The 23,889-nt window shown below is 68.1% G+C and carries 22 protein-coding genes; 10 read left to right on the top strand and 12 right to left on the bottom strand.

All coding sequences use genetic code 11. The features are described 5' to 3' along the window. Positions 1-2: 2 nt before the first annotated feature. Together NA11_RS28845 and NA11_RS28840 are read right to left on the bottom strand one after the other, a co-directional pair. Positions 3-812 carry a transporter substrate-binding domain-containing protein gene (locus NA11_RS28845; RefSeq protein WP_069165171.1) on the bottom strand — a complete coding sequence of 270 codons (810 nt, stop codon included), beginning with the start codon at positions 810-812 and terminating at the stop codon, positions 3-5. A gap of 1 nt (position 813) precedes the next feature. Beyond that, entirely contained in the window at positions 814-1,164 is a 351-nt protein-coding gene (locus NA11_RS28840) for a hypothetical protein (RefSeq protein WP_069165170.1), read from the bottom strand. 60 nt (positions 1,165-1,224) lie between these two features. On the opposite strand from NA11_RS28840, the gene NA11_RS28835 reads away from it, so the two are divergent. Beyond that, positions 1,225-2,187, top strand: coding sequence for a quinone oxidoreductase family protein (locus tag NA11_RS28835; RefSeq protein ID WP_069165169.1), 963 nt, complete (start codon positions 1,225-1,227; stop codon positions 2,185-2,187). Between the two features lie 96 nt (positions 2,188-2,283). Here the strand turns inward: NA11_RS28835 and NA11_RS28830 are convergent, their stop codons facing one another. Further along, a complete protein-coding gene (locus NA11_RS28830) occupies positions 2,284-2,880 on the bottom strand; it encodes a TetR/AcrR family transcriptional regulator (RefSeq protein ID WP_069165203.1) in 597 nt (198 codons plus the stop codon). A gap of 90 nt (positions 2,881-2,970) precedes the next feature. Here NA11_RS28830 and NA11_RS28825 point away from each other — a divergent pair, with 90 nt between their 5' ends. Continuing rightward, on the top strand, positions 2,971-4,407 hold the full coding sequence (locus NA11_RS28825) for an FAD-dependent monooxygenase (protein WP_069165168.1): 1,437 nt from the start codon (positions 2,971-2,973) through the stop codon (positions 4,405-4,407). On the opposite strand, the gene NA11_RS28820 is transcribed toward NA11_RS28825, so the two are convergent. Continuing rightward, a complete protein-coding gene (locus tag NA11_RS28820; RefSeq protein ID WP_069165202.1) occupies positions 4,398-5,384 on the bottom strand; it encodes a heme o synthase in 987 nt (328 codons plus the stop codon). The genes NA11_RS28825 and NA11_RS28820 overlap by 10 nt on opposite strands. A 395-nt stretch (positions 5,385-5,779) precedes the next feature. Between NA11_RS28820 and tkt the strand changes: the two genes are divergently transcribed. The 6 genes from tkt (at position 5,780) to NA11_RS28790 (ending at position 14,957) form a co-directional block, all read left to right on the top strand. Beyond that, positions 5,780-7,921 (top strand): transketolase, encoded by a 2,142-nt coding sequence (gene tkt, locus NA11_RS28815; protein WP_069165201.1) that lies wholly within the window; start codon positions 5,780-5,782, stop codon positions 7,919-7,921. Positions 7,922-7,926: 5 nt separating this feature from the next. After that, on the top strand, positions 7,927-9,129 hold the full coding sequence (gene tal / locus NA11_RS28810; protein WP_084655152.1) for a transaldolase: 1,203 nt from the start codon (positions 7,927-7,929) through the stop codon (positions 9,127-9,129). A gap of 4 nt (positions 9,130-9,133) precedes the next feature. Further along, on the top strand, positions 9,134-10,693 hold the full coding sequence (zwf, locus tag NA11_RS28805; RefSeq protein ID WP_069165167.1) for a glucose-6-phosphate dehydrogenase: 1,560 nt from the start codon (positions 9,134-9,136) through the stop codon (positions 10,691-10,693). Then, the gene (gene opcA / locus NA11_RS28800) at positions 10,690-11,598 is read left to right on the top strand and encodes a glucose-6-phosphate dehydrogenase assembly protein OpcA (protein ID WP_084655159.1); all 909 of its coding nucleotides are present in this window, start codon (positions 10,690-10,692) and stop codon (positions 11,596-11,598) included. The genes zwf and opcA overlap by 4 nt, the downstream gene beginning before the upstream one ends. Then, on the top strand, positions 11,591-12,340 hold the full coding sequence (pgl, locus tag NA11_RS28795) for a 6-phosphogluconolactonase (RefSeq protein ID WP_069165165.1): 750 nt from the start codon (positions 11,591-11,593) through the stop codon (positions 12,338-12,340). The genes opcA and pgl overlap by 8 nt, the downstream gene beginning before the upstream one ends. Positions 12,341-12,632: 292 nt before the next feature. Then, positions 12,633-14,957 (top strand): transketolase C-terminal domain-containing protein, encoded by a 2,325-nt coding sequence (locus NA11_RS28790; protein WP_069165200.1) that lies wholly within the window; start codon positions 12,633-12,635, stop codon positions 14,955-14,957. Between the two features lie 59 nt (positions 14,958-15,016). On the opposite strand, the gene NA11_RS28785 is transcribed toward NA11_RS28790, so the two are convergent. From NA11_RS28785 to NA11_RS28760, 6 genes are read right to left on the bottom strand one after another with little or no spacing between them, the layout of a single operon-like run. Next, entirely contained in the window at positions 15,017-16,237 is a 1,221-nt protein-coding gene (locus tag NA11_RS28785) for a cytochrome P450 family protein (RefSeq protein WP_069165164.1), read from the bottom strand. Further along, positions 16,234-17,517 carry a cytochrome P450 family protein gene (locus NA11_RS28780; protein ID WP_069165163.1) on the bottom strand — a complete coding sequence of 428 codons (1,284 nt, stop codon included), beginning with the start codon at positions 17,515-17,517 and terminating at the stop codon, positions 16,234-16,236. Before NA11_RS28780 ends, NA11_RS28785 begins: the two co-directional genes overlap by 4 nt. Then, entirely contained in the window at positions 17,514-18,125 is a 612-nt protein-coding gene (locus tag NA11_RS28775; protein ID WP_069165162.1) for a GTP-binding protein, read from the bottom strand. The genes NA11_RS28780 and NA11_RS28775 overlap by 4 nt, the downstream gene beginning before the upstream one ends. Beyond that, entirely contained in the window at positions 18,106-18,477 is a 372-nt protein-coding gene (locus NA11_RS28770; RefSeq protein WP_069165161.1) for a DUF742 domain-containing protein, read from the bottom strand. Before NA11_RS28770 ends, NA11_RS28775 begins: the two co-directional genes overlap by 20 nt. Continuing rightward, positions 18,474-18,890 carry a roadblock/LC7 domain-containing protein gene (locus NA11_RS28765; protein WP_069165160.1) on the bottom strand — a complete coding sequence of 139 codons (417 nt, stop codon included), beginning with the start codon at positions 18,888-18,890 and terminating at the stop codon, positions 18,474-18,476. The genes NA11_RS28770 and NA11_RS28765 overlap by 4 nt, the downstream gene beginning before the upstream one ends. After that, complete coding sequence (locus NA11_RS28760; protein ID WP_069165159.1) at positions 18,887-20,215, bottom strand: sensor histidine kinase; 1,329 nt, start codon at positions 20,213-20,215, stop codon at positions 18,887-18,889. Before NA11_RS28760 ends, NA11_RS28765 begins: the two co-directional genes overlap by 4 nt. 399 nt (positions 20,216-20,614) lie before the next feature. Here NA11_RS28760 and NA11_RS28755 point away from each other — a divergent pair, with 399 nt between their 5' ends. Next, a complete protein-coding gene (locus tag NA11_RS28755) occupies positions 20,615-21,085 on the top strand; it encodes an SRPBCC family protein (RefSeq protein WP_069165158.1) in 471 nt (156 codons plus the stop codon). A gap of 126 nt (positions 21,086-21,211) precedes the next feature. Here NA11_RS28755 and NA11_RS28750 read toward each other — a convergent pair whose 3' ends face one another. Beyond that, entirely contained in the window at positions 21,212-21,814 is a 603-nt protein-coding gene (locus tag NA11_RS28750) for a DUF7691 family protein (RefSeq protein WP_069165157.1), read from the bottom strand. 60 nt (positions 21,815-21,874) lie between these two features. Continuing rightward, on the bottom strand, positions 21,875-22,843 hold the full coding sequence (locus NA11_RS28745; protein WP_439957106.1) for an alpha/beta hydrolase: 969 nt from the start codon (positions 22,841-22,843) through the stop codon (positions 21,875-21,877). A 120-nt stretch (positions 22,844-22,963) separates the two neighbouring features. Here NA11_RS28745 and NA11_RS28740 point away from each other — a divergent pair, with 120 nt between their 5' ends. Beyond that, positions 22,964-23,812, top strand: a complete 849-nt coding sequence (locus tag NA11_RS28740; protein WP_069165155.1) for an SDR family NAD(P)-dependent oxidoreductase — start codon at positions 22,964-22,966, stop codon at positions 23,810-23,812. The last annotated feature ends 77 nt before the right edge of the window (positions 23,813-23,889 follow it).

Genomic DNA, 23,889 nt, shown 5'->3' with positions numbered 1-23,889 from the left:
CGTCAGCCGGCCGACGCGGTGGGTCCGATCCACTGATCGAACAGGCGGTCCACCGCGCCGGTGGCGAGTTGCGTGGCCAACCACGCGTCGAGGGCGATCGCGAGCACCGGATCGTCCTTGCGCACCAGCAGCACCTTGGCGAACGAGTCGAAAGGCTTGTCCGGGTGCAGAACTTGCAGACCGGGGTGCTGGCGCACCCGGTAGCGGCCCTCGACCGCGTCGGTGACGAACACGTCGGCGCGGCCGTGTTCGATCTCGTCGAAGATCGTCAGGTTCTCCGGCCACAGGGTGAGCTGAGCGTCCGGAAAGTTCTTGCGCGCGAACTCTTCATTGGTGCCGCCGCGGTTCGCGATCACCCGCACCTCCGGCCGGTTGATCTGCTCGATCGTCGAGTAGTCCGTGCCGCTCTCGCGGCGGGTGATCGGCGTCTTCCCGTCGGTGCCGTAGACGATCGAGAAGTCGGCGAACGCGCGGCGGGCAGGCTGGTCCGAGATGCCGCCTACGGCGATATCACAGTGCAGCGCACCGAAATCCGTCTTCAGGCTTGCCCAGGTCAGCGGCACGAAAACGAGGGGGCGGCGCAGTACGTCGGCGAAGCCGCGAGCCAAGTCGATATCGACGCCGCGGTAAGCACCCGTGCCGTCGGTGACCGAGTACGGCGGGTAGTCCCCCGGCGTGCAGACGCGCAGCGCGTTCGCCGGCTCCTGAGCAGCGGCCGGAACGGCTTGCGCCGCAAGGACTGTCCACCCGGCGAGCAGCACGACGCCGAGGCGGCCTTGCCACCCGGCACCGAGTCGCGCGCGCCCGCCCACGTCAGCTCTCGTTGCGCGCCTTGGGGAACCGGCGCTGACGGGCGACCCAGCCCGCCATCTGCGCCCAGTGTCCCGAGCGCGGCGTAACGATCGAGGTGAGCTCGCGGTCCCACTCGTCGGCCTCGGTGAGGCCATCGATGGTCGCGACGAGTTCCTTGGCGATGTCCATGGTGTCGACGACCCGATCACCGAGGATGCCGTCGGCGCCGACCAGCGTGACCCGGACACCCATCCGGCCGATCGGCTGCAGGACGGCCGTTGCGGTCTCGCCGTGGTCGGCGACGAATCCCTTGACGGACTCAACGAGGGCGCCCGACAACTTCACCGGGGCCGTGGCGGCGTGAGCACTCATGACAGGGAGTCTACCGACCAGTAGGAAACGGTCCAGCCTTTGCGGTGTAGAACAGATCTCATGCGCGCCATCCAGGTTTCCGAGCTCGGCGGTCCCGAAGTCCTGCGATATGCCGAGGTGCCCGACCCGGTCATCGGCCCCGATCAGCTGCTCGTCGACGTCCAGGCGGTCGGCGTCAACTACATCGATATCTACTTCCGCATCGGCCAGTACCCGCGCGAGGTGCCCTATATCCCCGGTTCCGAGGCATCGGGTGTGGTCGCACAGGTCGGCGCGAATGTCACCGAGTTCGCGGTCGGCGACCGGGTCGCCTGGGCCGGCGCCCCCGCCAGCTACGCCGAGCGGGTCGCGGTGGACGCCGCCGTCGCGATCGCGGTGCCCGACGGTGTCGAACCCGCGGTCGCGGCGTCGGCGCTGCTGCAGGGCATGACCGCGCACTACCTGCTCGAATCGATCTACACGCCGAAGCAAGGCGAGACCGTGCTCGTGCATGCGGGCGCGGGCGGTGTCGGCCTGATCCTGACCCAACTCGCGACGGCCAAGGGCGCCAGGGTGATCACCACGGTGTCCTCGGACGCGAAGGAGAAACTGTCGCGGGAGGCGGGTGCGGCCGAGGTGCTGCGCTACGACGATGTCCCGGCGCGGGTGCGCGCGCTGACTGACGGTGTCGGCGTTGCGGCGGTCTACGACGGCGTCGGCGCGGCCACCTTCGAGGGCAGCCTCGCCTCGCTGCGCGTGCGCGGCATGCTCGCGCTGTTCGGCGGCGCGAGCGGACCGGTGCCGCCGTTCGATCTGCAGCGTCTCAACACCAGCGGCTCGCTGTTCGTCACCCGCCCTTCGCTCGGCGCCTACACCCGCGACCGCGCCGAACTCCTCTGGCGCGCAACCGATGTCCTCAACGCCATCGCCGAAGGCACCCTGCAGATCCGGGTCGGGGCCAGCTATCCGCTCGCCGAGGCCGAACAGGCGCACCGTGATCTGGCCGGTCGCCAGACCACCGGCTCCATCGTCCTCATCCCATGACCCAGCGCACCGGCGGGCCTAGCCGCCCGCCGGTGCTCCTGCGCGGCAAGGACTTCCGGTGTCGACGTGACGATGACTCCTGCCAGACAAGAACGTTCAGCAGTCGCGACCGGTTAGTCCCCGGTAGATGAATCGGGTGAGCCCGTCGACGGCTTGCTTGTCCGTGAGCTCCACCGTGCCGTCCTCGATGCCCTGCACCATCGCGGTGGTGAGCTGGAACATCATGGCCAGGCTGGCATTCGGCGTGCTGGGGAGCGTCAAGCCCTTCGCGGCGAACCCGTCGAGATGATCGGCGATGTCGCGGAGCTGCTGCTTCGCGAATTCGCCTAGCTGCCTGGCGAAATCGTCGTTGACGAGCGCGGCCTGCTGCATCGAGCGGTAGACGGCCCAATGCTTGCGGTAGGACAGCCAGTACTGCTCGATGTGGAAGCGCACCGCGTCCGGGTCGGTGAAGTCCGCGTTGTGGTCCGGCCCCTCGACCACCACGTCGGCCTGCGCCTCGATGTCGTTCAGCAGCGCCTGGAGTAGTTCTTCCTTGCCCGCGAAATGGTTGTAGAACGACCCGGCCGCGCGTCCGGCCTCGGTCGTGATGTCGGCGATCTTGGTGTTCAGGTACCCACGCTCGGCGAACAGCCGCAGGGCCGCCGCTTTCAGCGCGTGCTCGGTCTCGGCCGACTTCTCCTTACGACTCATCGACACCGCACCCACCTCCTTGACAGGCAAGGTACCAACTCCGATACTGAATGCGTATTCACTGAATTATAATTCACTGATGGAGGAATCATGCAGGACCAGGTACTCGTCGCAGGCGCCGGACCCACCGGCCTGACGCTCGCGCTGGAACTGGCACGCCGCAACATCCCGGTGCGCATCATCGACCAGGCCACCGAGTTCTTCGCAGGCTCGCGCGGCGACGGCATCCAGCCGCGCACCATGGAGGTGTTCGACGACCTCGGCGTGCTCGACGCGGTACGCACCGCAGGCATGCCGGCCCCGGTGCTGCGCGCCTACCTCGGCGGCGAGTTCGCCGGGGAACATCGGGTGAGCGAGCCAGTCGAGCCGACGCCGACCGTCCCCTACCCCAACCTCTGGTTCCTCGGGCAGTCCAGGACCGAGGCGATCCTGCGCGACCGGCTCGCGGAATTCGGGGTGCGGGTCGAACTCGGCACCGCCCTTGCCACATTCACGCAGGACGCCACCGGCGTCACCGCCACCCTCACTCGCGACGGCGACACAGAGACGGTGCGCGCGGTGTACCTGATCGGCGCCGACGGCGGCCGCAGCACGGTGCGCAAGACGCTCGGCATCGCGTTCGAGGGCAGCACCGACGAGTCGCTGCGCATGCTGCTCGGCGACGTCCGCGCCGACGCACTCGATCACGATTTCGGCTACTGGTTCGCCTCGGCCGAGCAGCCGATGGAGGGCATCGCACTGACTCCGCTGTCCGGCGGACGCCACTTCCAGTTCGGCGCGCCGTTGACCGGCGATGCCGAACCGAGCCTCGCGGTGTTGCAGGAGTACGTCGACCGCTATTCCGGGCGCACCGACATCACCCTGACCGACCTCGCCTGGTCCACCGTGTGGCGGCCGAATGTCCGCTTGGCCGAACGGTTCCGGGACGAGCGCGTCTTCCTGGCAGGCGACGCCGCGCACGTGCACCCGCCCACCGGCGGCCAGGGCATGAACACCGGCATCCAGGACGCGTACAACCTCGGCTGGAAGCTGGCCGCCGCCGTCAACGGCGACGAATCACTCTTGGACAGTTACGAATCCGAGCGAAGGACGGTCGCCGCCCGGGTACTCGGGCTGAGCTCGGCGCTGCTCGACAAGCTGATCGACGGTGACGAAGACGCGATGAAACGCGGCCCGGAAACCCAGCAGCTGGACATCAGCTACCGCGAACCCGCCGCGTCGGGACAGCTCGTCGCGGGCGATCGCGCCCCCGACGCACCGCTGAAAGACGCTACCGGTCAACCGATCCGGCTGTTCGACGTGTTCCGCGGCCCGCACGCGACACTGCTGCACTTCGGCGCAACCCGCGAGCTGCCGACCGAATCCGGCACCGCCGCCTACGTGATCGTCCGGCCGGGCACCTCAGTCGACGGACCGCACCTCGTCGACGTCGACGGCCACGCCTTCGCGGCATACGACGCCACCGAAGGCACCCGGGTATTGGTCAGGCCTGATGGCTACGTCGCTCGACGCAGCACTCAGAAGTAACTGCCGATGGTGTTCCAGCCGAGCACCGAGTCCACCGCGAGACCGCAGAACACCACGGCCAGATAGTTGTTGGACTGCAGGAACAACCGCAGCGGCTTCACCGATTCACCGCGCCGCACACCCGCGTACAGCTGGTGTGCCATCAGCAGGAACCACGCTCCGGCCACCAGCGCAACGGCGGTATAGACGACGCCGGTCGCGGGCGCCAGTGCCAACGTGGTGAGCACGGTGAGCCACGTATAGATGACGATCTGCTTGGTCACCACCTGCTCGGTGGCCACCACCGGAAGCATCGGCACGCCCGCCGCGCGGTAGTCCTCCTTGTAGCGCATCGCCAGCGCCCAGGTGTGCGGCGGTGTCCAGAAGAAGATGACGCCGAACAGCGCGATCGCGGGCCAGCCGATGCCGCCGGTCACCGCGGACCAGCCGACCAGCGCGGGCATGCAGCCTGCGGCGCCGCCCCACACCACGTTCTGTGAGGTGCGGCGCTTGAGGCCGAGGGTGTAGACGAAAACATAGAAGAGGATGGTGGCGACGACGAGCACACCGCTGAGCAGATTCGCCGTCCACCACAACCAGGCGAAGGACGCGAGGCCGAGTACAACACCGAACACGAAGGCGTGCGAGGTCGGCACCGCTTCCCTGGCCAGCGGCCGCTTGGCGGTGCGCTTCATCAACTTGTCGATGTCGGCGTCGGCCACGCAGTTCAGCGTGTTCGCGCTGGCCGCACCCATCCAGCCGCCGAGCAGCGTCGCCAGGATGAGCTTGATGTCGATGTGGCCGCGGTCGGCGAGCAGCATCGTCGGAATCGTCGCGACGAGCAGCAGTTCGATGACCCGCGGCTTGGTCAGCGCGATGTACGCGAGCACCCTTCGCACCAGCCGCGACGGCAAGCCGGGACCCGTGAACCGGTCGTCCAGCGCCGTCGGAGAGGAGCCGTGCGCGCCATTGCCACCCGGCTGTTGCCCAATCCGCACTGTTTCTCCTCGCACGCTGTGCATCGCATCCGGCATGGACCAAGCAGCGCGCTCGGTCCCGCTGTGCTGGATGCGCGAGAGCTGGACCTTCGCCCGCCTCGGCGCCCCTTCAGCCGTTGCGGCGCGGCTACTACTACAGAGGATGGTAGACCCCCGCCCACCGTGCCCATCCCGAGCCCCGCACAACACCTTCCAAGATGTGGCCCACCCCACCCTGTGCGCGGGTCGGGCGGGCGATGCCCGAGCGGCCCATAAACACAGGGTTCCTCGCGTGCCGGTCATGGCGCGCATCTAGGGTGTTGGGTACAGACTCGGTGTGCACGCCGTCGCCGCCGCGCGTTCATCGCCGCCACACCATCGCCGTCGACGAAACCAATGTCAGGAGAACCTCGGTCGTGTCAGTCACAGATGACATCCGCGCCCTCACTCAGCCGAACTACCCGGACGACTGGACGGATCTGGACACCAAGGCCGTCGACACGATCCGGGTGCTGGCCGCCGACGCGGTGCAGAACGCGGGCAACGGTCACCCCGGCACTGCGATGAGCCTGGCGCCGTTGGCGTATTCGCTCTACCACCGGACGATGCGGATCGACCCGAGCGATCCGAGCTGGGTCGGCCGGGACCGTTTCGTGCTGTCCTGCGGACACTCCAGCGTGACCCAGTACATCCAGCTGTATCTGGCCGGCTTCGGTCTGGAGCTGGATGATCTGAAGACGTTGCGCAAGTGGGGTTCTCTCACTCCTGGCCACCCCGAGTTCCGGCACACCGACGGCGTCGAGATCACCACCGGCCCGCTGGGTCAGGGCCTGGCTTCCGCGGTCGGCATGGCGATGGGGGCGCGCCGCGAGCGCGGGCTGTTCGATCCGAATGCCGCGGCAGGCGCCAGCCCGTTCGACCACTTCATCTACGTGATCGCCTCCGACGGTGACATGGAGGAGGGCGTCACCTCCGAGGCGTCGTCGCTCGCAGGCACCCAGCAGCTCGGCAATCTCGTGGTGATCTACGACGACAACAAGATCTCCATCGAGGACGACACCACCATCGCGTTCACCGAGGACGTCGCCAAGCGCTACGAGGCGTACGGCTGGCAGGTCCAGGTGGTCGAGGGTGGTGAGGACGTCGTCGCCCTCGAGTCGGCACTGCGCGCGGCGAAGGAAGACCTCTCGCGGCCCTCGCTCATCGTGTTGCGCACCATCATCGGCTACCCGGCCCCGACCAAGATGAACACCGGCGCCGCGCACGGTGCCGCGCTCGGCGCCGACGAGGTGGCCGCCACCAAGAAGATCCTCGGCTTCGATCCGGAGCAGAGCTTCGAGGTCGCCCCCGAGGTCATCGCGCACACCCGCGAGACCGTCAACCGCGGCAAGCAGGCGCACCAGGAGTGGCAGGCGCAGTTCGACGCGTGGGCGCAGGCCAACCCGGACAACAAGGCGCTCTTCGATCGGCTCGCCAAGCGCGAGCTGCCGCAGGGCTGGGCCGCGAATCTGCCCACCTACGAGGCGGATCCGAAGGGCATGGCGACCCGCAAGGCGTCCGGCAAGGTGCTTGCCGCGCTCGCGCCCGTGCTGCCCGAACTGTGGGGCGGCTCGGCCGACCTCGCCGAATCCAACAACACCACCATGCCGAACGAGCCGAGCTTCGGCCCCGAGTCGATCTCGACCGGCATGTGGAAGGCCAACCCGTACGGCCGCACGCTGCACTTCGGCGTCCGCGAGCACGCGATGGGCGCGATCCTCAACGGCATCGCACTGCACGGCCCGACCCGCCCGTACGGCGGCACGTTCCTGGTGTTCAGCGACTACATGCGCCCCGCGGTCCGGCTCGCCGCGCTGATGCGGGTGCCCGCGATCTACGTGTGGACGCACGACTCCATCGGCCTCGGCGAGGACGGCCCGACGCACCAGCCGATCGAGCACCTCGCCGCGCTGCGCGCCATCCCGGGCCTCAATGTGGTTCGCCCCGGCGACGCCAACGAGACCACCTACGCGTGGCGGACCATCCTCGAGCGCGACAGCGCCGAGCACACCTCGCACTTCTCGGTCTCCGAGCCAGCGCACCAGGACGGCCCTTCGGCGCTCGCGCTGACCCGCCAGGATCTGCCGATCCAGGAGGGCACCAGCTACGAGGGTGTCGCGAAGGGCGGCTACATCCTCGCCGAATCCTCCACCGGCACTCCGCAGGTGATCCTTCTCGCCACTGGATCGGAGCTCCAGCTCGCCGTCGAGGCCCGCACTACGCTGGAGTCGCATGGCATCGGAACCCGCGTGGTGTCGATGCCGTGTGTGGAGTGGTTCGACGCGCAGGACAAGGCCTACCGCGACGAGGTGCTGCCGCCCTCGGTGGCCGCACGCGTCGCCGTCGAGGCGGGCATCGCGATGCCGTGGCACCGGTTCGTCGGTGACGCGGGCGAGGTCGTCTCGATCGAGCACTTCGGTGCTTCCGCCGACTTCAAGACCCTGTTCCGCGAGTTCGGATTCACTGCCGAAAACGTCGTTGCCGCCGCGCAGCGCACACTCGAGAACGTGAAGGGATAGCGCTAATGGCACAGAACGAGAACACCGCCGCCCTCTCCGCGGCAGGCGTGTCGGTTTGGCTCGACGACCTGTCCAGGGACCGGATCCAGTCCGGCAACCTGGCCGAGCTGATCGACACCCGCAACGTCGTCGGTGTCACCACCAACCCGACGATCTTCCAGGGTGCGCTCAGCAAGGGCCACGCCTACGACGGACAGCTGAAAGAGCTTGCCGCCCAGGGCGCGGACGCCGATGCCGCGATCCGCACGATCACCACCGACGACGTGCGCGCCGCCTGTGACGTGTTCGCTGCCGCGTTCGAGGCGAGCAACGGCGTCGACGGCCGCGTCTCCATCGAGGTCGATCCGCGTCTGGCGTTCGACGTGGACAAGACCGTCGCGCAGGCCATCGACCTGTGGAAGACCGTCGACCGGCCGAACCTGTTCATCAAGATCCCGGCCACCGAGGCGGGCCTGCCCGCGATCACCAGGGTGATCGCCGAGGGCATCAGCGTGAACGTGACGCTGATCTTCTCCGTCGCGCGCTACCGCTCGGTGATGGGCGCATACCTGGACGGGCTGCGCAGCGCCAAGACCGCGGGCCACGACATCGGCAAGATCCACTCGGTCGCGTCGTTCTTCGTGTCCCGGGTCGACACCGAGATCGATAAGCGACTCGAGGCGATCGGCACCGACGCGGCGCTCGCGTTGCGCGGCAAGGCGGGCATCGCCAACGCGCGACTGGCCTACGCCGAGTACCTGGATGTGTTCGACGGCGGCAAGCACACCTCCACCTACGCGCACCTCGGTGCGGCGGGCGCGAATCGGCAACGGCCGCTGTGGGCTTCGACCGGCGTGAAGAACCCGGAGTACTCCGATGTCATGTACGTCACCGAGCTGGTGGCGGGCAACACGGTGAACACGCTGCCGGAGAAGACCCTCGAGGCGGTCGCCGATCACGCCGAGATCCGCGGCGACACCGTCACCGGCACCGAGGCGGCGGCGCAGGAGGTCTTCGACCAGCTCACCGCCGTCGGCATCGACCTCGACGACGTGTTCGACCTGCTGGAGCGCGAGGGCGTGGAGAAGTTCGAAAAGTCCTGGGCGGAACTGCTTTCCGCGACCACGGAAGAGCTTGCTCGTGCCGATTCGGCAGGAGCGGGTCCCTCCGTGGTTACGCAAGCTACCTCCTCCGGGCCTGACGCTCCTGCCGGGGCCGGGAACAACTGAGCAGATGGCCGGCCCCAAACCCAAGCCCTGGCAGAACCCGCTGCGCGATGAGCGGGACAAGCGGGTCCCGCGCATCGCGGGCCCGTGCAGCATGGTGATCTTCGGTGTCACCGGTGACCTGTCCCGGAAGAAGTTGATGCCGGCCATCTACGACCTGGCGAACCGGGGGCTGCTGCCCCCAGGCTTCGCGCTCGTCGGCTTCGCTCGGCGCGACTACGCGGACGAGGATTTCGCCAAGGTCGTGCTCGACTCGGTGAAGGCGCACGCGCGCACGCCCTTTCGGCAGGAGGTCTGGGATCACCTGGCCGAGGGCATCCGGTTCGTGCAGGGCAGTTTCGACGACGACGCCGCGTTCTCGACGCTCGCCGACACCCTGGCGAAGCTGGACAAGGAACGCGGCACCGGCAGCAATCACGCCTTCTACCTGTCGATTCCGCCGAACATGTTCCCGGTGGTGCTCGATCAGCTCTCCGAGCACGCACTGGCCCAGCCGACCACCACCGACGCCGCGGGCCGTAAGCCGTGGCGCCGGGTGGTGATCGAGAAGCCGTTCGGGCACGATCTGGAAAGCGCCCAGGAGCTCAACGCGCTGGTGAACCGGGTGTTCCCGGAGGAGACGGTGTTCCGCATCGACCACTATCTCGGCAAGGAGACGGTGCAGAACATCCTGGCGCTGCGCTTCGCCAACCAGCTGTACGACCCCATCTGGAACGCCAACTACGTCGACCATGTGCAGATCACCATGGCCGAGGACATCGGATTGGGTGGGCGCGCAGGCTATTACGACGGCATCGGCGCCGCCCGCGACGTCATCCAGAACCATCTGCTGCAGCTGCTCGCGCTCACCGCAATGGAGGAGCCGATCAGCTTCCAGCCCAAGCAGTTGCAGGCCGAGAAGATCAAGGTGCTCTCGGCGACGAAACTCGTTGAGCCACTGGACCAGACGACGGCGCGCGGCCAGTACGCCGAAGGCTGGCAGGGCGGCGAGCACGTCGTCGGGTTGCTCGACGAGGAGGGCTTCGACCCGCAGTCGCGCACCGAGACCTATGCCGCGATCACGCTGGAGGTCGACACCCGCCGCTGGGCGGGCGTGCCGTTCTACCTGCGCACCGGAAAACGGTTGGGCCGCAGGGTCACCGAGATCGCGGTGATTTTCAAACGGGCGCCGCACCTGCCGTTCGACCAGACCATGACCGAGGATCTCGGGCAGAACGCGCTGGTCATCCGGGTGCAGCCGGACGAGGGCATCACCACCCGCTTCGGGTCGAAGGTGCCGGGCTCCAGCATGGAAGTACGCGACGTCAACATGGATTTCAGCTACGGCGAGGCGTTCACCGAGTCCTCCCCCGAGGCCTACGAACGCCTGATCCTCGACGTACTGCTCGGGGTGCCGTCGCTGTTCCCGGTGAACGCGGAGGTCGAATTGTCCTGGAGCATCCTGGATCCGGTGATCGAGCACTGGGCCGAGGACGGCAAGCCGCAATCGTACGAGGCAGGCACCTGGGGCCCGTCCTCGGCCGACGAGATGCTGGCCCGCACCGGGCGCGAATGGCGGCGGCCATGATCATCGACATGCCGGCGACCACGACCGGCGAAGTCACCAAACGCATTGTGCAGCTGCGCGAAAGCAACGGCGTGATCACCATGGGGCGGGTGCTCACCCTGGTGGTGTGCACGCTGGACAGCTCCGAGGCCGAAGACGCGATCGACGCCGCCAACGACGCCAGCAGGGAACACCCGTGCCGGGTGGTCGTGCTGGCGCGCGGTGATCGGGAAGCGGCGACCAGGCTCGACGCCCAGATCCGCGTCGGCGGCGATGCGGGCGCGGCCGAAGTGATCGTGCTTCGGCTGCAAGGCGAGCTGGTGAACCACGAAAGCAGCGTCGTCATCCCATTTCTGCTGCCCGACACCCCGGTGGTCGCCTGGTGGCCACGGGGAGCCCCGGAGTTCCCGTCCAAGGATTCGGTGGGCCGCTTGGCGACTCGCCGCATCACCGACGCCACCTTCGCCGCCGACCCGCAGGCCACCATCAAGAAGCGCCTCGGCTCCTACGCGTCCGGCGACACCGACCTGGCGTGGAGCCGCATCACCTACTGGCGTGCGCTGCTCGCCGCCGCGCTGGACGAGCCGCCGTTCGAACCGGTCGATTCGGTGCTGGTGTCCGGTCTCCGCGAGGAACCGGCCCTGGACATCCTGGCCGGGTGGCTCGCCGCCCGCCTCGACTGCCCGGTTCGCCGCCGCACCGGCGCGTTGCGGGTGGAGATCCATCGCCCCTCGGTGTCGGTCTCGATCGAACGCCCGCAAACCGGCCGCACCGCGACGCTGACCCGCACCGGCGATCCGGATCAGCGCATCGCCTTGGCCCGCAGGGAAACCCGCGACTGTCTCGCCGAGGAACTGCGCAGGCTCGACGCCGACGAAATCTACGCAGAGGCGCTGGCCGGACTGGAGAAGGTGACCTATGAGTGACTCTGCGAACGACACAGTCGAAGTCCACATCGATACCGAATCGCTCGTCGCGGGGGCGGCGGCGCGGTTCGTCGACGTTGTGGTCGCCGCCCAGGCCGCACGCGGCACCGCGTCGGTCGTGCTGACCGGCGGTGGCACCGGCATCGCGCTGCTCGAGCTGGTCCGCAAATCTCCCGGCGATATCGACTGGTCCACCGTCGACTTCTTCTGGGGCGATGAGCGCTTCGTGCCCGCGGGCGACGCGGAGCGCAACGATCTGCAGGCCTGCCAGGCTCTGCTCGACCATGTACCGGTGGACCCGGCCCGAGTGCATCGGGTCGCCGCCTCCGATGGCGAATACCCCGACCCGGTCGAGGCCGCCGCCGAATACTCCGCGGCCGTGCACGCCTACCTCGCCGAACACGGCTCCTTCGACTTGCACCTGCTCGGCATGGGCGGCGAAGGGCACGTCAATTCGCTGTTCCCGCACACCGATGCGGTCCGCGAGGCACACGAACTCGTTGTCGCCGTGACGAATTCACCGAAGCTGCCGCCGGTCCGGGTCACCCTCACCGTCCCGGCCATCCGCCGTGCCCGCCATGTGGTGCTGGTCGTCGGAGGTGCCGCCAAGGCCGAGGCCGTTGCCGCCGCCATCGCGGGCGCGGATCCGGTCGACATCCCCTCGGCCGGCGCTGTCGGGCTCGAATCCACCACCTGGCTGCTGGACCAGGACGCGGCGTCGGCCCTGCAACTGCCGGACTGAGTCGTTCGCCGCTGCCTCGAGTCCGCCACCCGGCTGCTGATCAGAACGTCGCCTCGGCACTGAGCTGAGGTTTCACGCCACCACTGTGGCGGCTGCCCTGCGGTCGCCTACAGTGGTGTTTTCGGCATACTTACCGCGTTCCATACCGCTGATCCGTCGCCCCGAGCCGCACGGGTCGATCACTCATGCGTTGCGAACTAATCCGTCGGTTGCGGGTCAAATCAGGAAAAATGCCGCCGAATAGGTCGACTAGGTGGCCGCTTTCCGGGAGAATCGTGCGGTGGCTGAGCACATGGTTGATCTGGACGAGCGGTTTAGAGCCGAAGTTGCCGCGCTGACGACGGGGACGAAACGGGCTGTCGAGGAACCGGTCGTGCCGGGGAGCGCGATCACCGGCGCGGTCTGCCTCGAGGTGTTCGAGTCACAGGCGACGAGCAGGCAACTGGATCTGGCGGCGCGGCGGCTCGGTGCCGCGCGGCGCGGGTATTACAGCATCGGCTCGTCGGGGCATGAGGGGAACGCGGCGTTGGGCGTCGCGCTGCGGACCACCGATCCCGCACTGCTGCACTACCGTTCGGGCGCGTTCTTCGTGCAACGCACGCGACAGGTGCCGGGGCTCGATCCGATCAGGAACGTGTTGCTCGGCGTGGTCGCGGCGGCCGCGGATCCGATTTCCGGTGGGCGGCACAAGGTTTTCGGCAGCAAGCAGGCCGGGATCATCCCGCAGACCTCGACCATCGCGTCCCATCTGCCGCGCGCCGTCGGGCTCGGGTTCGCCATCGATCGCGCTGCGCGCCTGGGAGTTCCGAGCGAGTGGCCGTCGGACGCGGTGGTGCTGTGCAGTTTCGGTGACGCGTCGGCGAATCACTCGACCGCAACGGGTGCCATCAACTCGGCGATTCACACGGCCCGCCAAGGGGTTCCGATGCCGATCCTGTTCCTCTGCGAGGACAACGGCATCGGCATCAGCGTGCCGACCCCGACGGATTGGATCCGCCAAGCCTATGGAAGCCGCCCTGGCTTGGAGTATTTCGATGCCGACGGCTCCGATCTCCTCGACGCGCTGACCACGGCGACCGCCGCCGCCGCGTGGGTGCGCGAGCACCGCAGGCCCGCCTTCCTCCGGCTGCGCACCGTCCGCCTGATGGGGCATGCGGGCTCCGATGTCGAAGCCGCGTACCGCAAGCCCGCCGATATCGCCGCCGACCTGCTCCGCGACCCCGTCACCGCGACCGCACGGCTGCTGGTCACCGCGGGCATCGCCACCCCCGCCGAGGTACTCGACCGCTACGCCGACATCACCCACCGCGTCACCACGATGGCCGAACTCGTTGCGGGCGAGCCGAAATTGACCTCGGCGTCCGCTGTGCTTGCTCCGCTCGCACCCGCGCACCCCGAGCAGGTGCGCGCAGACGTTCTCCGCGCCGCCCCGCTACCGAGCCAGACCCGCGAGCCCGAGCGAGCCGGATCCCCGTTGTCCGCCAGCACAACTCAGACCGGTGCGACGAACAACGCATCGAGCCGAGACGCAGGGACAGCCTCGACAGCGAGCCTCCCTGAGGCCGACGCACGGCGAAGCGGTGCCCCAGCGCTGAATTCGGTGACCGGCGATCCGATGACGCTCGCGCAGTCGATCAACAGCACCCTCGCCCACCTGCTCACCCGCGACACCGACGTCCTGGTCTTCGGCGAGGACGTCGGCCGCAAGGGCGGCGTCTACGGCGTAACCAAGGGCCTGCAAAAACAATTCGGCCGCCGCCGCGTCTTCGACACCTTGCTCGACGAGCAGAGCGTCCTCGGCACCGCACTCGGCAGTGCACTCGCTGGTTTCGTGCCGATTCCGGAGATCCAATACCTCGCCTACGTCCACAACGCGATCGACCAACTCCGCGGCGAGGCGGCGACCCTCCAGTTCTTTTCCCATGGCCTGTACCGCAATCCGATGGTCGTGCGCATCGCCGGCTACGCCTACCAGAAGGGTTTCGGCGGCCACTTCCACAACGACAACTCGATCGCCGCCCTCCGCGACATCCCCGGCCTCGTCATCGCCTCCCCTTCCCGCGCCGACGACGCCGCCGCCCTCCTGCGCACCTGCGTCTCCGCCGCGCGGATCGACGGCCGAGTCTGTCTCTACCTCGAACCCATCGCCCTCTACCACACCCGCGACCTCCACGAACCCGGCGACAACGCCTGGCTCGCAACACCTTCCGACACACACGTCGACATCGGCCGCGCCCGCGTCTACGGCGACGGCGCCGACCTCACCATCGTCAGCTTCGCCAACGGCGTCCCCATGAGCCTCCGCGTCGCCCGCCGTCTAGCCGACCGCGGCATCCAAGCCCGCGTCCTCGACCTGCGCTGGCTCTCCCCCCTCCCCCACGACGACATCCTCCACCACGCCCGCGCCACCGGCCGAGTCCTCATCGCCGACGAAACCCGCCACAGCGGCGGCGTCTCCGAATCCGTCTGCACCGCCCTCATCGACGCAGGCTTCGAAGGCCGCATCGCCCGAGTCACCAGCGACGACACCTTCATCCCCCTCGGCCCCGCCGCCGACACCGTCCTCCTCGACGAAACCAAGATCGAAACCGCCGCCGGAAAACTCCTGGCCGAGTAGTCGTCAGGGGGTCCGTGTCGTGCACCCGCACGGCACGGACCTGCTGCACCAGGCGAGAGTCAGCCGAGGCGGACCGGGAACGACGCGAGGTCGTTTTGGGTGAGGACGGGGAGGTTGCGGATCTCTTCGACGGGGACCGCGAGCTGGAGGTCGGGGAAGCGGTCGAAGAGGGCGGGCAGGGCGATGGTGGCTTCCAGGCGGGAGAGGGCGGCGCCTGGGCAGATGTGCGGGCCGTACCCGAAAGTCATGTGGCGGTGCGACGTTGCGCGGGTGATGTCGAAGGCGTCGGAGTCGTCGCCGTGGATGGCGGTGTCGCGGCCGATGGCGCGGTAGGACATGACGACACCCTCCCCCTTCTCGATGACGGTGTCGCCGACGGTGATGTCTTCGGTGGCGAAACGCATGAGCAGGTGGGTGACCGGGCTGTCCCAGCGCAGGGTTTCCTCGACGGCGTTCTTCCACTCGAATTCGCCCGCGCGGATCTTGTCGAGCTGTTCCGGCCTGGTGAGCAGGGCGCGGACGGTGTTGAGGACGAGGCCGACGGTGGTTTCGTGGCCGGCGGCGACCAGCGCCTTCAGATTGCCGACGACCTCTTCCTCGGTGAGCGGATCGCCGCCGTCGGCGGCGAAGATGAGCGCGCTGGTGAGATCGTCGGTCGGGTCGGCAGTCTTCTTGCGCACCAATTCGGTGTAATAGACGTCCATTTCGTCGATCACCCGTAGTCGCTCGTCCTGCGGGGTCATCAGCGAGAAGAACGCCTTGTACCAGGTGAGCAGCATCGGGTGATCGGCGCGGTCGACGCCCATCAGCTCGCCGACCACCCGCATCGGCAGCGGGTAGGCGAACACCTCTTTGAGGTCGACGACGTCCTCGCCGGATGCGGCGATAGCGTCGAGCAGTTCCACGGTCAGCCGTTCGATGGTCGGCCGGATCTCGTCGAGCCGCCGCGGCGACAACGCCTGCGTGGTCTTGATCCGCAGCCGCCGATGCTCGGCGCCGTCGACGGTGAACATCGAACGCCCCGCGTCGATCATGCCGATCAACGGCCACTGCCGCGTCACCACACCGGAGTTCCACAGCGACCAGCCGTTGATGTCCTTGATCAGCCGAGGATCGACGAGCAGCTGCCGCGCCACCGCATGCTCGGTGACGGTCCATGCGGGCACGCCGAGCAGTTCGATCCTGGCGAGCGGGCCAGCGGCACGCAATCGGGCGGTCTCCCCGGCCAGGTCGCCGACCATCGGATCGATCGCGACGGCGAACGGACACGTCTCACTCATGGGGTACCTCCAACTGCACGAACTGGTGTGAAACGAACCGGCAGCGAGGACATTCCGCGCAAGAACGGTGACGGCCGCCGGACGAGGTTCTGCGCAGGCACGGCGAGATCGATATCGGGCAGCCGGTCCAGCAGGACCTCGATGCTGGTCCGCGCGATGATCTCGGCGAGCTGCTGAGCCGGGAAGGGACAACGGTATTCGCCGTAGCTGAAGGCGAAGTGCGCGCTGTTGCCGGTGTGCGCCGGTTCGGCGCCCTCGGCGAGATGCTGGCGCACATGCGGATCGAGGTTGGCCGCCGCCAACCCGAGCAGCAGCATGTCACCGGAGCGAATGATCTTGTCGCTCAACCTGGTATCGCGAGCAGCCCAGCGGCCGGCCAGGATCTGGTTCGGGGAGTCCTCCCACAGCACCTCGTTCATCGCCTCGCCGACACTGCGCCGTCCGCCGCCGAGCGCCGCGGCGAACCGGTCGTCGACGAGCATGAGCCGCACCGAGTTTCCGATCCAGTCGGCGGTCGGCAGGTGCCCGGCGGCGGTGACCGCCATCAGGTCCTGCACGTACTCCTCGTCGGTGAACGGGGCCGGGTAGGCCAGCATCTGCGACACCAAATCGCCACCGGGCCTTGCCTTCTTGGCGGCAAGCACCTGAGACATCTGTTCGTAGTACCGCCCGTAGGCGGCCTGGGCATCGGCGCCACCGTCGGCGAGCTGCTTCATGTTCCAGGCCAGCTGCGGCCCGTCCTCGTCGGGAAAGCCGAGCGCCCAGGCCAGTGCGAGCACCGGCATCGGCACGGCGAACTCGGCGACCAGGTCGGCCGTGCCACGGCCGCAGAAGCCGTCGATCAGCCGGTCGGCGACATCCTCACAGGTGCGCCGCAATTCGAACGGGTCCACCGATTCGAGCGCAGGCTCGACCATCGCCAGATGCCTGCGATGTTCGGCGCCCGCGGTGAAATAGATCGAGGGCCGCGGTTGCCCGATCATCGGCAGCAGCGGCCAATCCTCGGGAATGTTCGGCCACTGGTTCCACAGGCTGACATCGCGCGGGAACAGTTCGGGATCGCTGGTGACCTGATGCAGCTCGCGATAGCCGATGATCAGCCAGGCCGGGACGCCTCCTGGCAGCTCGACGGAGACGACCGGCCCCTGCTCGCGGCGCATCTCGCGGTAGAGATGTTCCGGATCGGTGTGGAAGCGCGGGCCGCTCAACGGCACGGCGGCGGATTCCGGGTGGACCGGGCAGCCGCCGGTGGCGGCCGAGGTGGCGCTCGAGCTGGTCATGCGGTCTCCACTCGCGGTGCGTCGGCGTAGATGTGCTCGACGAGGCTGATCAGGACGCTCTTGCAGGATTCGCGCGACCTGGCATCGCATTCGATCAGCGGCACATGCGGTTCCAGGTCCAGCGCGTCGCGCACCTCGTCCGGCCGGAAGGCGCCGCCGAAGTTGTTGCACGCCACGATGAACCGGGTGCGCTGGGCTTCCAGTCGATCGATGGCGTACCAGGAGTCGGCGATGCGGCGCTGGTCGACGAGCACGATCGCGCCGAGCGCACCGGCGAACAGCCGATCCCAGAGGAACCAAAACCGTTCCTGCCCAGGCGCACCGAACAGATAGAGCACGTGTTCGGCGTCGATGGAGATCCGGCCGAAGTCGAAGGCGACCGTGGTCGTCGACTTGCCCGGCGCACCGGTGGGGTCGTCGATGCCGACGCCCGCGTTGGTCATGGTCGCCTCGGTGTCGAGCGGACGGATCTCGCTGACCGCCCGGACCATGGTGGTCTTGCCGACGCCGAAGCCGCCGACGATGACGATCTTCAGCCCGTGCTTGCTCGCACTGTTGAGCGGTGCGTCGGCGCGGGCGGGCCGAGGATCAAAGACTGCGGAGTCCAACGAGCACCTTCTCGAGGGTGGCGGAATCGGGCACCGCGTTCCACGGCGCGCCCGGTACGGTGGGGCCGGTATTCGGATGCCGGACAGTGATTTTGCCTGCGTGCAGCAGGTCCGACAGCAGGATGGTCGCGATGCCGACCGGGAGCCGTAATTCGGCCGCGATCTCGACGACGGCCGTTGGCGCACGGCACATGTCGAGGATCGCCACGTGCTCGGACTGCATGCCTGGTGTCGGCGCACTTTCACTGACCACGAGCGTGACCAGGTCGAAACTGTCGGAGTCCGGTTTGCTGCGCCCGCCGGTCAGCGTGTAGAGCCGGTCGGGGTCGTCGTCGCGGCCTGGCCTTCTCACGACACGCTCGCTCCCCCGACACGCGGCGCGGATGCGAGGTAATGGCCCAACTGCTCCACCAGTTCTCGCATGTTGTGGCCGACGAGGCCCGCGTCGGCGTCCTCGGCGGCGACCACCGCGATGTGCGCGGCCAGCCCCGCCTCGACGATGAACAGGATGCCGCCGTAGAACTCGGTCATCGATTGGCGCACACCGCCTCTGCCGTCACCGAACTCGACAGACGCACCGTGCGAGAGACTTTGGATGCCCGCCGCGATGGCCGCGAGCTGATCGGCCTTGTCCATGCCCAATTCGGGAGTGTGGCAGATCTTCAACCCGTCGCCGGAGAGCAGCAATGCGTGCCTGGTGCGCGGGGTACGGGCGAGTAGTTGCTCCAGCAGCCAGCTGAGCTGTGACGGCGCAGACGTTGTCATCGATCATTCTCCACGGCAACGGAAGGGGACGGGGAAGGTGTTGCGACAGCAGAGCTTTCGGTATCACGACCGGACACTGCGCGCTGGAAGGCACCGAAGGACGCAGGCGTCGACGCGGGCGGGGTGGCCGCGGGCGGGTCGTCGGGCTTCGGAATGGAAAGGCCTGCGGGGTGGACCGCGGCCAAGGTGCTGCCCCGCCGCCGCTTCGGCAACCCCATGCTGGTGAGCTCGGGTTCGGGTTCGGGTTCGGCAACGGCCTCCGGCTGCGGGGTGACGACAGGCGGTGTGGCCGCGACGGGCAACGAGGGTGCGGTGGACAGCGCGGTCGGCTGCGAACGATCCAGGCGCGCAGTGAGATCCCGCGGCACCACCACGACCACCGCGGTGCCGCCGATGGCCGACGGCCGGTAGGACACGGTGAGCCCGTGCTTGCGCGCGAGGTGCCCGACGACGGCGAGGCCGAGCCGGGTCCCGCTCAACGACGACAGGTCCGACGAGTGTTGGCCGCGCCCGTTCGGGCCGGTGCTCGACACGGCCTGCTCGGCCCGCCGCAGCGCCGACTCGCTCATGACCAGACCGCTGTCCTCGATGGTGAGCACGACGCCTGCCGGCACCTCGGCGGCGTAGACGTGCACCTCGGTGGTCGGCGGGGAGAAGTTGCACGCGTTGTCGAGCAGCTCGGCGAGCGTGTGCATCACGCCTTCGGCCGCGTGCCCTGCGATGGCGATCTCGGCGATGGCTCGCAACCGCACCCGCTGATAGCCGGCCACCCGGCCCATGGCGCCGCGCAGAATCGATTCCATCGCAATCGGTTTGGCCCAGCGTCGACCGGAGCGGGCGCCGCTGAGCACCGCGATGCTGTCGGCGAGCCTGCCCGCCTGGGCGGTGCGATGGTCGAGCTGCAGCAGGTCGGCGAGCACCTTCGGGTCCGCGTGCCGGTGTTCCATCTCGCGCAGTTCGGCGAGCATGCTTGTGGTCATCGCCTGCATGCGACCCGCCGCGCCCGCGAACGCGGCCATCGCCGCGGACCTGCGGTTCTCGCTGTTCTTCGCTTCCCACACATGCGCGTTCGTCGCCTCGGCGGCGGCCGCCATCCGCGCGCTCGCCTCGGCGGTCAGCGCGGCCGCATCCTGCCTGGCCCGCACGGTCTCGGTGCGATAGTGCACAGCCACGGTGACCGCGGCACACAGCGCGATGAACAGCACGATCGCGGCGACGACGGCGACGGTCAGCGGGAGGCGAAAGTCGGTGAGCGCAAGGAGAACCGCGGCGACCACGATGAGAACCGAGAGCACGGCCGCGTAGATCGACGTTAGGAGCGGCATACTCAGACGCTGAACGACAGACTCGCGATGTTCGCCTTCCGGCGCGTTCAATGACTGTGACAAGTTCCGTACTTTCACGTTTCGCCGAGAAGGTGTGACGTCGTTCCCCCGACCCCTTCTGCCCGTTCGGGCTGCACCAAATGTACAGATCACAAATCGGTTTCGCATCTCGGCCGGACATGCCAAGGCTGGGAAGGGTCACTAGGTCGCACGATAGGCGGATCCTATTGCGTTACTTTTGTTTTCAACAACTCCGCGGTGCCGTCGCCGCCGTCGCCCCGGATTCCGGGGAAGCGCGGCGTCCGACACCCCGCACCGGGATCCCGTGATTCGAATTCGCCGCCGGAATACTGGAAATACAGTGAGGGTGACGGTATCCAGCGGCGAAGGGACACGGCGATGATGTCCATGCTCGGCGAGGTCCGACCGGAGCACGATTCCAGCGACGACCTGGTTCTCCTGCACTACCTGCGTTCGTTCCACCAGCCGCTGCTCGCGGTGTGGTCGGCGACGACCGAACGCGAGCAGCTGGCCGCGTGGCTCGGCACGGTCGCCGACGCGGACGACGGCGCGCTGACGATCACGCCGCTCGACGGGCCGGTCGCCGGTCCCGTCGCGGTGCGCGTCGAACACTGCCTGGCCCCACACCAATTGACGGTCCGCATCGACGACTGCGTGCTGGAGCTGCGGTTGACCCAGGTCGGCGTGGTCACCACCGTCGAGCTGATCCGCCGCCACCTCTGCCCTGCCGACGCGGGCGCAGTCGGCCCGCGCTGGCAGTACCTGCTCGACCGACTCACCGCCCACCTCTCCCAACAACCCCTACCGCGCTGGACCGACTACCCGAAGCGACCCAACGAGTACCGCTAGCCCAGCTCGGTGGTTGCGCCCCTACCCCACCCGCCATCGGGGTTCCACAAACCCAACACACTATTCACATGGGCTGCAACCTCTGTGAATAGTCCGAGGCCTCTGTGAACCCACCGAACTAGGCGTTCAGAAGAAGAAGCCCGCGATGCCCCAGCCCGGTCTGGCCTGCGCCTCGCGGATCCATTCCACGCAGGATTCGATGGCCGCGAGGACCTCGTGATCGATGCCCTCCCGCTGCTTCGGGGTCGCGGATTCCCACTGCACCAAGGCTTCCGCGCACTGCTCCGGCGTCCACTCGCCGTAGCCGGGTAAGTCGTCCGGCGCGGGGAGCGCCGCGGGCAGCGCGTGGTACCTGAAGTCGGCGACGCTGATCGCTTTGATGCCGAGCTCGGCGAGACCCTCGTCGACCTGCTCCAGCCAGCTGCCGCGGAACGGGGAGAAGTAGCGGTTGTCCAGGAATCGGCCATAGAACTGGCAGATCGTTTGGTAGGCGTACGCGTATTGGAAGCCGTACTCGGACTGGAACGGGCCGCCGTCGATCACGGCGCGCACCGCGTCGAAGCGCGACGGGGCCCCCGCGTCGATCTCGTCGGCGAACCAGTCGTCGGCGTGCGCGAGTTGGGCCTTGAAGCGACCGCCGATCATCCGCCGGAGCTTGTCGTCCCGCGAGCCGATAGCGCTTCTGACCCTGTCCAGTTCGGCGACGTAGATGCTCAGGCTGTAACTCATGATCGAACACTAGCGGCACCCACCGACACCGAACGGCACGCCGACGGAAGGCGTTTGGCGCTATGCGGGCACGTCCGACGGGTTCGGCACGAGGTGACGCAGGTGCGCGGTGAGCAATGCGTCGACCTCGGCCGCACGCTCGAGCTGCACCAGGTGCCCGGCGCCCGCGATCTTGGTCACCTCCCGCAGCTCGGGCACGGAGTTGCGCAACGTCGTCAGCGGGTCGCGGCCGCTGAAGCCCTCCATGTCGGGATCGCGCTCGCCGTACATGAAGTAGGCGGGCACGGTGACCAGTGCGTCGGCGTAGTCCGCCGTCAATTCCCAGTTGCGGTCGAGCGCGCGATACCAGTTCAGGCCGCCGGTGAACCCGGTGCGTTCGAAATCCCGCGCCAGGGTGTCGAATTCGTCCTCGGTCAGCCACCGCCACGGCAGCGGCGGCGCCTCGGGCAGCACGTCGAGGTAGCCGGTGCCCTCCGCGGGGAACTGCCAGGTGTCGAGGTAGTGGTAGTCGGCGCTCAGCGAGAAGTACACCCGGGCCAGGAACTCCCTTGTGCGCGCACCTAATTCCGCGTCGGCGACGCCGGGTTGCTGAAAGTAGTGCAGGTGCAGGAAATGTCGCGCGGCGGCCTTGGCCCACAGCTGCGACGGGGAGCGCGGCGGGCGCGGCGCGTACGGGTTGTTCAGCACGATGACACCGCGCACCCGCTCCGGTGCGCGTAATGCCAACTCCCACACCAGTGCCGCACCGAAGTCGAGGCCGACGAACACCGCCTGCTCGGCGCCGATGTCGTCGAGCAGGCCGAGCAGATCGCCGATCACCGCCCGGTTCGTGTACGCCTCGACCTCGTCCGGCCGATCGGTCTGCCCGTAGCCGCGCAGATCCGGCGCGATCGCGCGGTATCCGGCGGCGGCGACTGCGGCCAGCTGGTGGTGCCAGATGTACCAGGTGTGCGGGAAGCCGTGACAGAAGATCACCGGGTACCCGGCGCCCTGTTCGGCCACGTGCATGCGGACTCCGTTGGTCGTCACGAATCGATGGGTCAACTCCACTGCGTCCTCCACAACACGGGGTCCGTAACCAGGCCGCCTGCGACCGGGCCTGCGCAAAATCTAGAACGTGTTCCTATTTCAAGGTAGTGTCCCGTAGTCGTGAACGGAATACCCAGCGCACTCGGCGGCCGGATCGCCGTGGTCACCGGCGCGAGCCGCGGCATCGGCAAGGGCATCGCCATGGAACTCGGCGCGGCAGGCGCGACGGTGTACGTAACCGGCCGCTCAGCCACGCCAGGCCGACTGCCTGGAACGGTGCACGAGACGGCCGCCGCCATCGACGCCGCGGGCGGCACCGGCATCCCGTTCGTCTGCGACCATCGCGACGACGACGCGGTTCGGCGACTGTTCGAGCTGATCAAAGCCGAGCACGGCAAGCTCGACGTGCTAGTGAACAATGTCTACAACTCCCCCGCTGCGGCCCGCTGGCTCGGCAAGCCGTTCTGGGAGGTACCGCCGGACGCGTGGGACGAGACCTTCGACATCGGCGTTCGATCCCACTACGTGGCAAGCGTTTTCGCGGCGCCGCTGCTGATCGAAGCGGGCGGGCTGATCGTCAACATCTCCTCACCCGGCGCGCAGCGCTATATGCACAACGCGGTGTACGGCGTCGCCAAGACCGCAGTGGATCGCCTCACCGCGGACATGGCACACAATCTGGCCGACACCGCAGTCACCGCGGTCTCCCTCTGGCCCGGCATCGTGGATACCGAACTGCTGCAACTGGTTCCGGCCGACGCTCGCGGCCAACGACTGGTCACGCTGCCCGGCGAAGGCACCTTCGACCTCGCCGCCGCCGAATCCCCCCGCTTCCCCGGCCGCGCCGTTGTCGCCTTGGCCACCGACCCCGACCGCCGCTCCCGCACCGGAACCGCCTGGCGGGTAGCCGATCTCGCCGACGAGTACGGGTTCACCGACGTAGACGGCCGCATCCCGCGCGCGGACTAGCAGAACCGCATCACCGCGCGCGGGCCAGAAGAGTCGCATCGCCACGCAGCCAGAAGAGCCGGATTGCCATGCAGGCC

The organism is Nocardia altamirensis NBRC 108246, assembly GCF_001612685.1.
In the GTDB taxonomy this organism is placed as follows: Bacteria; Actinomycetota; Actinomycetes; order Mycobacteriales; family Mycobacteriaceae; genus Nocardia; species Nocardia altamirensis.
Note: the sequence above shows the minus strand (reverse complement) of the source record. Positions and strands in the feature narration are given on the sequence as shown.

What these genes read in the sequence shown, in the direction of transcription:
- NA11_RS28750 (WP_069165157.1), bottom strand. Translation starts at nt 21,814, where the DNA reads ATGAGTTACAGCCTGAGCATCTACGTCGCCGAACTGGACAGGGTCAGA.
- NA11_RS28760 (WP_069165159.1), bottom strand. Translation starts at nt 20,215, where the DNA reads ATGCCGCTCCTAACGTCGATCTACGCGGCCGTGCTCTCGGTTCTCATC.
- NA11_RS28830 (WP_069165203.1), bottom strand. Translation starts at nt 2,880, where the DNA reads ATGAGTCGTAAGGAGAAGTCGGCCGAGACCGAGCACGCGCTGAAAGCG.
- NA11_RS28755 (WP_069165158.1), top strand. Translation starts at nt 20,615, where the DNA reads ATGATGTCCATGCTCGGCGAGGTCCGACCGGAGCACGATTCCAGCGAC.
- NA11_RS28840 (WP_069165170.1), bottom strand. Translation starts at nt 1,164, where the DNA reads ATGAGTGCTCACGCCGCCACGGCCCCGGTGAAGTTGTCGGGCGCCCTC.
- NA11_RS28785 (WP_069165164.1), bottom strand. Translation starts at nt 16,237, where the DNA reads ATGAGTGAGACGTGTCCGTTCGCCGTCGCGATCGATCCGATGGTCGGC.
- zwf (WP_069165167.1), top strand. Translation starts at nt 9,134, where the DNA reads ATGGCCGGCCCCAAACCCAAGCCCTGGCAGAACCCGCTGCGCGATGAG.
- NA11_RS28780 (WP_069165163.1), bottom strand. Translation starts at nt 17,517, where the DNA reads ATGACCAGCTCGAGCGCCACCTCGGCCGCCACCGGCGGCTGCCCGGTC.
- NA11_RS28790 (WP_069165200.1), top strand. Translation starts at nt 12,633, where the DNA reads ATGGTTGATCTGGACGAGCGGTTTAGAGCCGAAGTTGCCGCGCTGACG.
- NA11_RS28835 (WP_069165169.1), top strand. Translation starts at nt 1,225, where the DNA reads ATGCGCGCCATCCAGGTTTCCGAGCTCGGCGGTCCCGAAGTCCTGCGA.
- NA11_RS28765 (WP_069165160.1), bottom strand. Translation starts at nt 18,890, where the DNA reads ATGACAACGTCTGCGCCGTCACAGCTCAGCTGGCTGCTGGAGCAACTA.
- tal (WP_084655152.1), top strand. Translation starts at nt 7,927, where the DNA reads ATGGCACAGAACGAGAACACCGCCGCCCTCTCCGCGGCAGGCGTGTCG.
- NA11_RS28825 (WP_069165168.1), top strand. Translation starts at nt 2,971, where the DNA reads ATGCAGGACCAGGTACTCGTCGCAGGCGCCGGACCCACCGGCCTGACG.
- pgl (WP_069165165.1), top strand. Translation starts at nt 11,591, where the DNA reads ATGAGTGACTCTGCGAACGACACAGTCGAAGTCCACATCGATACCGAA.
- opcA (WP_084655159.1), top strand. Translation starts at nt 10,690, where the DNA reads ATGATCATCGACATGCCGGCGACCACGACCGGCGAAGTCACCAAACGC.